Origin of the sequence: Enterobacter cloacae complex sp. P18RS, assembly GCF_014982105.1 — a bacterium.
Lineage (GTDB): Bacteria > Pseudomonadota > Gammaproteobacteria > Enterobacterales > Enterobacteriaceae > Enterobacter > Enterobacter hormaechei_C.
In genome coordinates this window covers 139,896-150,504 of sequence record NZ_JADCKV010000003.1, presented here as the reverse complement: position 1 = coordinate 150,504, position 10,609 = coordinate 139,896, and the positions used below count along the sequence as shown (strand labels likewise).

8 protein-coding genes are annotated in these 10,609 nt (G+C 55.7%); 3 read left to right on the top strand and 5 right to left on the bottom strand.

Going from position 1 to position 10,609, the window contains the following annotated elements; all coding sequences use genetic code 11:
• On the top strand, positions 1–1,014 hold a 1,014-nt coding region (locus INF61_RS02245; protein ID WP_193547489.1), incomplete at its 5' end, for an autotransporter outer membrane beta-barrel domain-containing protein.
• A gap of 48 nt (positions 1,015–1,062) precedes the next feature.
• Here the strand turns inward: INF61_RS02245 and INF61_RS02240 are convergent.
• The 5 genes from INF61_RS02240 to INF61_RS02220 all read right to left on the bottom strand — a co-directional run bounded on the left by INF61_RS02240 (position 1,063) and on the right by INF61_RS02220 (position 8,244).
• On the bottom strand, positions 1,063–1,296 hold the full coding sequence (locus INF61_RS02240; RefSeq protein ID WP_003856439.1) for a YgdI/YgdR family lipoprotein: 234 nt from the start codon (positions 1,294–1,296) through the stop codon (positions 1,063–1,065).
• Between the two features lie 140 nt (positions 1,297–1,436).
• Positions 1,437–4,661 (bottom strand): carbamoyl-phosphate synthase large subunit, encoded by a 3,225-nt coding sequence (carB, locus tag INF61_RS02235; RefSeq protein ID WP_023295906.1) that lies wholly within the window; start codon positions 4,659–4,661, stop codon positions 1,437–1,439.
• Between the two features lie 18 nt (positions 4,662–4,679).
• Positions 4,680–5,828 carry a glutamine-hydrolyzing carbamoyl-phosphate synthase small subunit gene (gene carA / locus INF61_RS02230; protein ID WP_063413593.1) on the bottom strand — a complete coding sequence of 383 codons (1,149 nt, stop codon included), beginning with the start codon at positions 5,826–5,828 and terminating at the stop codon, positions 4,680–4,682.
• Between the two features lie 454 nt (positions 5,829–6,282).
• Entirely contained in the window at positions 6,283–7,104 is an 822-nt protein-coding gene (dapB, locus tag INF61_RS02225) for a 4-hydroxy-tetrahydrodipicolinate reductase (protein ID WP_032671442.1), read from the bottom strand.
• A 132-nt stretch (positions 7,105–7,236) separates the two neighbouring features.
• Entirely contained in the window at positions 7,237–8,244 is a 1,008-nt protein-coding gene (locus INF61_RS02220; RefSeq protein ID WP_015572642.1) for a LacI family DNA-binding transcriptional regulator, read from the bottom strand.
• Between the two features lie 187 nt (positions 8,245–8,431).
• Here INF61_RS02220 and INF61_RS02215 point away from each other — a divergent pair, with 187 nt between their 5' ends.
• Together INF61_RS02215 and INF61_RS02210 are read left to right on the top strand one after the other, a co-directional pair.
• The gene (locus INF61_RS02215) at positions 8,432–10,174 is read left to right on the top strand and encodes a class I mannose-6-phosphate isomerase (RefSeq protein ID WP_017694537.1); all 1,743 of its coding nucleotides are present in this window, start codon (positions 8,432–8,434) and stop codon (positions 10,172–10,174) included.
• Positions 10,175–10,176: 2 nt separating this feature from the next.
• The gene (locus INF61_RS02210; RefSeq protein ID WP_193547488.1) at positions 10,177–10,605 is read left to right on the top strand and encodes a PTS fructose transporter subunit IIA; all 429 of its coding nucleotides are present in this window, start codon (positions 10,177–10,179) and stop codon (positions 10,603–10,605) included.
• The last annotated feature ends 4 nt before the right edge of the window (positions 10,606–10,609 follow it).

Here is a 10,609-nt window from a genome sequence, read left to right as displayed (position 1 = left end):
ACCGACAACGGCGGCAACACTGACAACGGCGGTAACACCGATAACGGCGGCAACACTGACAACGGCGGTAATAATACGCCGGAAGTCATGGCACCTGAAGTGGGTGCTTACTTAGGTAACTACCTTGCCGCACAGGGCATGTTCCTGCATAAGCGTGACGATCGCGACCAGATCACCTTCCGCAATGAAGACGACCTGAACACCTGGATGTACGTTAAGGGTCGCTATCACGAGAACGATGCGGGTGGCGATAAAGTCAGCTACGACACCACCACCACCGTACTGCAAGTCGGCAGCGATTTCATGAGCAAGCCAATGGATAACGGTATCCTGCGTGCTGGCGGGATGTTCGGTGCAGGCCAGGCGAAGACCCACTCTGATGCGAAGCACAACGTACGTGACGCACAGGGTAAGGTTGATGGCTTCAATGTTGGGCTGTACGCCACCTGGCAGGAAGATCAGAAATTACGTCTGGGCAGCTACGTTGATACCTGGGCCGCTTACAGCTGGTACAACAACAACGTCACCAGCAATCGCAACGATGAAGACTACGATAGTGAAGGTTTCGCCGCGTCTGTTGAAGTCGGCCACGCGTGGATAATCCAGTCTGAAAATGAACGCACCTGGAAGATCGAGCCGCAGGCGCAGGTGATTTACAGCTATCTCGATCAGGAAAATCATACCGATCGCGACGGCGTACGCGTCACTACCCTGGACAATGACAGCGTCTTTGGTCGTCTCGGCGTTAAAGCAAGCTACTTCCAGCAGAAGGACGTCAAGGCCTGGCAGCCGTACGTTGCGGTTAACTGGTTGAAAGGTGCTGGTCAAAACGATCTGGCATTCAACGACGAGACCGTCAGCAACGATACGCCGGAAGATCGTGGTCAGTTAGAGTTGGGCTTAACCGGCAACCTGAACGAAACCACGACGATCTCCCTGCGTGCCAGCGGCGAGTGGGGTGAAAACAGCTATGCCGCCTACGGCGGTCATATTTTGTTAAACCATCGCTGGTAATCGATCATCCTGAAGCAAAAAAGCAGTGGCATGTGCCACTGCTTTTTTTTAGTTATCCAGCTCGCCCATTGATTTAACCTGGTCACGGTTAATCTGTTCAGTTTGACCGGTTTCGGCGTTTTTGTACGATACCAGACCGGTATCGTCATCCACCTGCGGTTTCCCGTCAGTAACAATCGTTTTGCCATCGGTGGTTTTTACGGCCTGATTGGACGAACAGCCCGCCACGGTGAACATTGCGGTGGCAGCCAGAACGGAAGCGATCAGTAGTTTATTTTGCATGGTGTATTCCCCTGCTCTCAGTTGAATTTTCGTTATCGACCTAACTATTTTAGGCTAACTGACTGAAAGCGGATGAAAAACCAGAAGGTTCTTAAGATGGGAAAATTGCCCGGTAACCGGATGGCACCGGGCAATGTGTGTTACTTGCTAATCTGAGCGTGCATTTCCTGCACCGAAATCACCTTCTCGGTGGCATCCGCATTCAGCGCCATGGCCGTCGCGAAACCGCCGTTCAGGGTGGTGTCGTAATGCACTTTGTACTGGAGCGCGCTGCGGCGAATCAGTTTGGAGTCTTCAATCGCCTGGCGACCTGCGGTGGTGTTAATGATGTAGGTGTACTCGCCATTCTTAATGCGGTCCTGAATGTGCGGACGACCTTCATGCACTTTGTTCACCAGACGCGGGTTGATACCCGCTTCACCCAACACAATCGCCGTACCGTGAGTGGCGTCCAGCTCGAAGCCCTGTTTCAGCAGCTTGGCAGCCAGGTCAACCACGCGCTCTTTATCGCCTTCGCGAACGGAGAGCAGCGCACGGCCAGATTTTCTCATGGTGGAGCTACTGCCCAGCTGCGCTTTCGCAAACGCTTCTGCGAAGGTACGGCCAACGCCCATCACTTCCCCGGTAGAGCGCATCTCTGGCCCTAACAGCGGGTCAACGCCCGGGAATTTATTGAACGGCAGTACCACCTCTTTCACCGAGTAGTAAGGCGGGATAATTTCTTTCGTGACGCCCTGCTGAGCCAGCGTCTGGCCAGCCATCACGCGCGCCGCCACTTTCGCCAGCGGAATACCGGTCGCTTTGGAGACGAACGGTACGGTACGCGCCGCACGCGGGTTGACTTCAATCAGATAGACTTCGTTGTCTTTTACCGCGAACTGAACGTTCATCAGGCCGCGAACCTGAAGCTCGAAGGCCAGCTTCTGCACCTGCTGGCGCATTACGTCCTGAATCTCCTGGCTCAGGGTGTACGCTGGCAGAGAACAGGCGGAGTCACCGGAGTGCACGCCCGCCTGCTCGATGTGCTCCATGATGCCGCCAATCAGCACCCTTTCGCCGTCGCAGATGGCATCCACGTCGACTTCAACCGCGTCGTCGAGGAAGCGGTCGAGCAGCACTGGCGCATCGTTGGAAACGCTCACCGCCGTCTGGAAGTAGCGACGCAGGTCCGCTTCGTCGTAGACGATTTCCATCGCGCGGCCGCCCAGTACGTAGGATGGACGCACCACCAGCGGGTAGCCGATCTCTTTCGCTTTCTCAACGGCCATTTCAATTGCGGTCACGGTGGCGTTCGCCGGCTGTTTCAGTTTGAGACGGTCAACCGCCTGCTGGAAACGCTCGCGGTCTTCCGCACGGTCAATCGCATCCGGGCTGGTGCCGATAACCGGCACACCTGCTGCTTCCAGCGCGCGCGCCAGCTTCAGCGGAGTCTGGCCGCCGTACTGCACGATCACGCCTTTTGGCTTCTCGATGCGCACGATTTCCAGCACGTCTTCCAGGGTGACCGGCTCGAAGTAGAGGCGGTCGGAGGTGTCGTAGTCGGTCGAGACGGTTTCCGGGTTACAGTTGACCATAATGGTCTCGTAACCGTCTTCGCGCAGCGCCAGTGAGGCGTGTACGCAGCAGTAGTCAAACTCGATGCCCTGGCCGATACGGTTTGGACCGCCGCCCAGCACCATAATCTTGTCGCGGTCGACGGACGGGTTCGCTTCGCACTCCTCTTCATAGGTGGAGTACATGTATGCGGTATCGGTCGAGAATTCAGCCGCACAGGTGTCCACGCGCTTGTAGACCGGGTGCAGGTCGTACTGGTCGCGCAGCTTGCGGATTTCCGCTTCACGCACGCCCGCCAGCTTAGCCAGACGCGCATCGGCGAAGCCTTTACGCTTCAACATGCGCAGGAAGTCTGCGTCCAGGCCGTTGATGCCCAGCTCCGCCACTTTCTCTTCCAGACGCACCAGCTCTTCAATTTGCACCAGGAACCAGCGGTCGATGTTAGTCAGGTTAAATACGCCGTCGACGGACAGGCCCGCGCGGAAGGCATCGGCGATGTACCAGATACGCTCTGCGCCCGCGTCTTTCAGCTCGCGGCGGATTTTGGTCAGCGCTTCCGGGTCGTCCAGGCTGACTTTCGGGTCAAAGCCGGTCGCGCCCACTTCCAGGCCGCGCAGTGCTTTTTGCAGGGATTCCTGCTGCGTGCGGCCAATCGCCATGACTTCACCAACGGATTTCATCTGGGTAGTCAGACGGTCGTTGGCACCGACGAATTTCTCGAAGTTAAAGCGTGGAATTTTGGTCACAACGTAGTCGATGGACGGTTCGAAGGACGCTGGCGTGCGGCCACCGGTGATATCGTTCATCAGCTCGTCAAGGGTGTAACCCACCGCCAGTTTCGCCGCCACTTTCGCAATCGGGAAGCCGGTGGCTTTGGAGGCCAGTGCGGAGGAACGGGACACGCGCGGGTTCATTTCGATAACAATCAGACGGCCGGTTTTCGGGTTCACCGAGAACTGCACGTTAGAGCCGCCGGTTTCCACGCCGATTTCACGCAGTACCGCCATCGAGGCGTTACGCATGATTTGGTACTCTTTGTCGGTCAGCGTCTGAGCTGGCGCAACGGTGATGGAGTCACCGGTGTGGATCCCCATCGCGTCGAAGTTTTCGATGGAGCAGACGATGATGCAGTTGTCGTTTTTATCACGCACCACTTCCATCTCGTACTCTTTCCAGCCAATCAGCGATTCATCAATCAGCAACTCTTTGGTTGGGGAGAGATCCAGGCCGCGCTCGCAAATTTCTTCAAACTCTTCGCGGTTGTAGGCAATGCCGCCGCCGGTGCCACCCATGGTGAAGGAAGGGCGGATGATGCACGGATAACCCACTTCAGCCGCAACGGCCAGCGCTTCTTCCATATTGTGCGCGATACCGGAACGTGCGGTATCAAGGCCAATTTTTTTCATTGCCACGTCGAAGCGGCGACGGTCTTCTGCTTTATCAATCGCGTCGGCGGTCGCACCGATCATGGTCACGCCGAACTCTTCCAGCACGCCCTGACGCTCCAGCTCCAGCGCACAGTTCAGCGCCGTCTGGCCGCCCATGGTCGGCAGCACCGCGTCCGGACGCTCTTTCTCGATAATTTTGCGTACCACTTCCCAGTGAATCGGCTCGATGTAGGTCGCATCCGCCATTTCCGGGTCGGTCATGATGGTGGCCGGGTTAGAGTTTACCAGGATGACACGGTAACCCTCTTCACGCAGGGCTTTACACGCCTGCGCACCGGAGTAGTCGAATTCGCAGGCCTGGCCGATGACAATCGGGCCAGCGCCAAGGATCAGGATGCTTTTTATGTCTGTACGTTTTGGCATGGTCTTCTCAGCTCCTGATTATTTAGCGGTCTTACGGTATTGCTCGATAAGTTCGATGAAGTGATCGAACAGCGGCGCGGCATCGTGAGGGCCCGGGCTGGCTTCAGGGTGGCCCTGGAAGCTGAACGCAGGCTTATCGGTGCGATGGATACCCTGCAAGGTACCATCGAACAGTGACTTATGCGTTACGCGCAGGTTAGACGGCATCGTCGCTTCATCCACAGCGAAGCCGTGGTTCTGCGCGGTGATCATCACCGTGTTGTTGTCGATATCTTTCACCGGGTGGTTACCACCGTGGTGGCCAAACTTCATCTTGACGGTGTTCGCTCCGCTCGCCAGCGCCAGCAACTGATGGCCGAGACAGATGCCGAATACCGGGATATCGGTTTCAAGGAAGGACTTGATGGCGTCGATAGCGTAGTCGCACGGCGCCGGGTCGCCAGGACCGTTAGAGAGGAAGATGCCGTCCGGGTTCATCTTCAGAACATCTTCCGCAGACGTTTGTGCCGGGACGACCGTCAGGCGGCAGCCACGGTCAACCAGCATACGCAGGATGTTGCGCTTGGCGCCAAAATCATAGGCCACCACGTGGAACGGCAGCTCGCTTTCCGGTTTCGCTTCCGGCAGGTCGCCTTCCAGCGTCCAGCTTCCCTGCGTCCAGCTGTAGGCTTCAGCGGTGGTCACTTCTTTCGCCAGGTCCATACCGTTCAGTCCCGGGAAGGCTTTCGCTTTTTCCAGCGCCAGCGTCGCATCGAGGTTATCCCCTGCGATGATACAACCGTTTTGTGCACCCTTCTCGCGCAGCAGACGCGTCAGCTTACGGGTATCGATATCGGCAATCGCCACAATGTTGTGGCGCTTCAGGTAAGAAGAGAGGTCTTCGGTGTTGCGGAAGTTGCTGGCAATCAGCGGCAGGTCGCGAATGACCAGGCCTTGCGCATGTGCCTGAGAGGATTCTTCGTCAGCCGCATTGGTGCCGACATTGCCGATATGAGGATAAGTAAGAGTAACGATTTGGCGAGAATAGGAAGGATCAGTGAGGATTTCTTGATAACCGGTCATTGAAGTATTGAAAACGACTTCCCCAACCGCCGAACCCGTTGCCCCTATGGCCCGACCGATAAACTGGGTTCCGTCTTCCAGAACCAATAGCGCTGACTTAATCAAAACACCCTCCAGAGAATATTCACTCACTTTATTTGCATATTAATTCATAACCATGTCATGGATCAATGCAAATGTGTTGCCAGCGGATTTTTGGCAAACGGCGGCATTCTGGGGATTTGCCATGTAAAAGTCAACTTAAAACGGGAGTTTTGTATATTCTTTTGCAAGCCTGGCGGTCTGAACTCAGATTAAGCGGCAAAAAGATCAACTAAATCACTGTAGAAACCGCTTGCGCATGCAGTTTAATAGAAAGGAACGTCTTGCAGGAATAAAAAGTGGACCAAATGGTCAAAATTTACAGTTCAGCAACAGAAATTATAGAGAAAACACTTACTTTAAATCAGTTAGACACAATAAACACCCCAAACAGACAAAATAAAAGGGCAATAAAATATTGCCCTATGCAATCAAGTAATTACGACTGCAATAACCACATCACGAAGGGTAATAATGCTTACAAATTGTTGAGTTCGAGGACATCTCGCATATCAAAAAGACCATTACGCTTACCTTTCAGCCACAATGCCGAACGTACCGCCCCGTTTGCAAATGTCATGCGGCTGGATGCTTTATGAGTGATTTCGATCCTTTCGCCAATATCGGCGAACATAGCGGTATGTTCACCGACGATATCACCCGCGCGAACGGTGGCAAACCCAATGGTGCCAGGCACGCGCTCGCCAGTGTGGCCTTCGCGAGAATAGACCGCGATGTCTTTCAAATCTTTATCCATTGCACACGCAATCGCTTCGCCCATCGCCAGCGCCGTGCCTGACGGAGCATCGACTTTGTGGCGATGGTGCGCTTCGACGATTTCAATGTCGGTGTAGTCGCCCATCACCTTCGCCGCCTTCTCCAGCAGTTTCAGCATGACGTTTACCCCCACGCTAAAGTTTGCCGCAAAGACAATCGCAATCTCAGTGGACGCATCCTGAATGGCTTGCTTACCGGCCTCGTCAAAACCGGTGGTGCCAATCACCATCCCTTTACCGTGCTGACGGCAAAACGCCAGGTGAGCCAACGTGCCTTCAGGGCGGGTAAAATCGATAAACACGTCAAAGTCTTCTTTCACCGCCTCAAGGCTGCTCTGCACGGTAACGCCCGTTTGACCTGCGCCCGCCAGCTCGCCTGCATCGGCTCCCAAAAGCGATGAACCTTCACGCTCCAGCGCCGCGCCAAGCGCCACGCCATCCATCTGTAGTGCCGCCTGAATCAGCTGACGGCCCATACGTCCACCCGCGCCCGCAATGGCGACGCGGATCTGTGCATCATGCATAGTTATTCTCTTACGTTAAAATGATGTAAATCGTTTTCAGATTAACCAGCCTTTGCACAGGCTGCCACAGAAAACGCCGATAATTAGAATTTAATGATAAACAGGGTGAGATATCAGTGAAAGACATGATCGTCAGCGAAAACCACATGATTCCCGCACCACCAGCGCAGGCGGCAGAATGATTCGTTTGGCGGGTTCGTCGTTGCCCTGTATGCGGCTGTAAAGTAACTCCCCTGCCTTACGACCAATCTCTTTCGCCGCCACCGATACGGTGGTCAATGCGGGCTGCACCAGAGCCGCTTCGGTAATATCATCGAAACCGACCAGCGCAAAATCACGTCCCGGCTCACGGCCCATCTTGCGTAAGCTTTGCATCACCCCCAGCGCCACAACATCCTGATAGCAAATCGCCGCACTGATGTGTGGATGCTCGAGAAGTAACGCCTCTGCCACGCGCGCGCCGTCGCTTTGGCTGGCGTGAGAGGTTCTGATCCAGGCAGGATTCGGCGTCACGCCGTATTCCAGCAGCTTGCTGGTAAAGCCCCCGATACGCTGCGCCCGAGAGCCCGAATTCTGGCTCCCTCCAATGAACGCAATGTGCCGATGGCCCATTCTGAGCAGATGCTCCGTCGCCATCTGCGTGCCTAAGAAGTTATCCGTTCCGACAAAATCAAAATCCGGATCGTTCAGCGGGCGCACAACCATGATAGCCGGAATATTGCGCCGCTTCAGACCCTCAAAAAAGGCCTGGGGCGTTTCCCGAGCCGCACACAGCACCATACCGCCGACGTTATTACGCATCAGTGAATCAACAAATTTTTGCTGTCGCTCTGCCGATTCCTCGCTATTCGCAAGAAAAAGCATCAGCTCGTGGCGCTCCATTTCATGACTTAGCCCTGCCGTCATCTCGCTGTAAAAAGGGTTGGTGATATCGTGCAAGAGCAGCCCGACCTGGTTACTGCTGCGGTTACGTAAATTGGCTGCCGTCTGGTTATAGACATAGCCGGATTCATCCAGCGCCTTAAGCACACGTTCGCGCGTGCTTTGCGAAATGCGGCCTTTGTTGCAGAGCACCATCGAGACCGTCGCCGTTGACACGCCGGCGCGTTTCGCGACATCGGCCAGTGTAATTCCCGTCATGTTGTCTCCTTCATCATCACTACAGGTTAATCGAATAACCTGTTTTTTGCATTTTTCCCTGTGAGACTCTTCACATTACCGCTGTTGTTCTGGATTCGATTCGCATTTATGGCGGGTTAATCGCGTTAACCACTCTTCTCAAATACGGTTAATCGAATAACCTTAAATAACGATTACGGAGGATACAATGACAACCTACGACAAATTCCCCACGGTGGCGATACAGGGTTTTGATGACAGCGCCTGGCAAGGCTGGGAAGCAATAACCCGCGTTCTTGAGTCAAAAACCCAACAGCGCAGCCGCACGGTGCTGGTGATTGACTGCTATCCGGGCGTGCGCATGACCGAGCTTGAAGAGAACGTGCTGCCGCGTCTACGCCCGACGCTGGCGATCAATGCTGAACAGGCGCGACGGGATGAGTGTGCCATTCATGAGATGCTGGCACGCAACCTCACAGACGATCGCGTCTTTGGCGTTCTCTCCTGCCACCAGCTTGGAGAGTTTTTCGATCCCGCGCGTCTGGAGGCTTTGCAGGTTCGGGTGAGCCAGTGTTCCGGGGGGCTGATTGTGATCTACGGTCCCGGTGCGACGCTTGTCCATCCGGGTGATGTGCTGGTGTATGCCGATCTGCCGCGCTGGGAGATCCAGCAGCGTATGCGCCGGGGTGAGACTGGGAACTGGGGCGCAGATAATCAGCAGGAAGATATGCTTCGTCGCTACAAGCGCGCCTTTTTTGTCGAATGGCGCGTCTTCGATCGCCACAAAACGCCGCTGCTCAGGCGCACCGATTTTTTACTGGATACAACCCAGACGAACCAGCCCGCGATGGTCAGCGGCGAGGCCCTGCGAGCCGGGCTGAAGCAAACTACCACCCAGCCTTTCCGCGTGGCGCCCTTTTTCGATCCTGGCGTCTGGGGCGGCCAGTGGATGAAACAGCAATTCGATCTCGATCCCTCTGCACCCAATTACGCGTGGTGTTTTGACTGCGTGCCCGAGGAGAACAGCCTGTTACTGCGTTTTGGCGCAGTGCGGATCGAGATCCCCTCTCAGGATCTGGTTTTGCTTGAGCCCCGTGCTCTGCTGGGCGAGAAAGTTCACGCACGTTTCGGCGCGGAATTCCCGATCCGTTTTGACTTCCTCGACACCATGGGTGGCCAGAATCTGAGCTTCCAGGTCCACCCCATTACCGAGTACATCCAGCAGCAGTTTGGGATGCACTATACCCAGGATGAGAGTTATTACATTCTGGAAGCGGAGCCGGGTGCCGTCGTCTATCTGGGGACCAAAACCGGCACAGACCCTGAGGCCATGATGGACGATCTCAGGCGCGCGGGTCGCGGTGAAAAACCGTTTGATGACGACCGCTTCGTTAATCAGATCCCGGCAAAAAAGCACGATCATTTCCTGATCCCGGCTGGGACGGTGCACTGCTCCGGCGCGGGTACCATGGTGCTGGAGATCAGCGCTACGCCGTATATTTTCACCTTCAAACTGTGGGACTGGGGCCGCCTGGGCCTGGACGGGCTGCCGCGCCCGGTACACCTGGAGCACGGTGAAAAGGTGATCGACTGGCAGCGCGACGCGCAGTGGGTTCATCAGCATCTGGTGAATCAGTTCGAACCTGTCGCGGAAGGAAACGGCTGGCGTGAAGAGCGTACTGGCCTGCACGAGCGTGAATTTATCGAAACCCGCCGCCACTGGTTTAGCGAACCCGTTTTGCACCACACCGGCGGCGGTGTGAACGTGCTGAATCTGGTAGAGGGCGACGAAGCAATTGTCGACAGCCCAACCGGTGCATTTGAGCCGTTTACCGTCCATTACGCCGAAACCTTCATCATTCCGGCAAGCGTAGGTGACTATCGCATTTCACCTTCAGCCCGTGCTTCCGGACACCCCCTCGCGACTATCAAAGCCTGGGTAAGGAGCTAACGATGATTCATTTTATTGTCGCCACTCATGGGCCGTTAGCCGCCGCGCTGCTGGAGAGCGGCCGGATGGTATACGGCGAGCTCCCCGGCATACACGCCGTTTGTCTGACCGAACAGGCGGGAATAGAGGGCTTCCGGCAGGATTTCATCTCCACACTGGAAGCGGCAAGCGTCAACGCTGACGGCGTGCTGGTGCTGTGCGACATGCAAAGCGGCACGCCGTGGAACGTGGCCTGTGAGGCCGCGTTTAACCCATATACGCAGCCGCCGGTCGCCGTGGTGGCTGGAGTCAACTTCCCGATGCTGCTGCAAACCGATGAGGTGATGATGGCTCGCGATGTTCATCAGGCTGCCGGGCAGCTTATCGAACTTACTCTGCCGACGCTGGTACAGGCGAAACCGGCAGATACTGCACAGACAGACGATTTTTAAGGAG

Bases quoted from the DNA above. Each gene is read 5' to 3' on its own strand.
- dapB (WP_032671442.1), bottom strand. From the start codon at position 7,104: ATGCATGATGCACAGATCCGCGTCGCCATTGCGGGCGCGGGTGGACGT.
- INF61_RS02210 (WP_193547488.1), top strand. From the start codon at position 10,177: ATGATTCATTTTATTGTCGCCACTCATGGGCCGTTAGCCGCCGCGCTG.
- INF61_RS02220 (WP_015572642.1), bottom strand. From the start codon at position 8,244: ATGACGGGAATTACACTGGCCGATGTCGCGAAACGCGCCGGCGTGTCA.
- INF61_RS02240 (WP_003856439.1), bottom strand. From the start codon at position 1,296: ATGCAAAATAAACTACTGATCGCTTCCGTTCTGGCTGCCACCGCAATG.
- INF61_RS02215 (WP_017694537.1), top strand. From the start codon at position 8,432: ATGACAACCTACGACAAATTCCCCACGGTGGCGATACAGGGTTTTGAT.
- carB (WP_023295906.1), bottom strand. From the start codon at position 4,661: ATGCCAAAACGTACAGACATAAAAAGCATCCTGATCCTTGGCGCTGGC.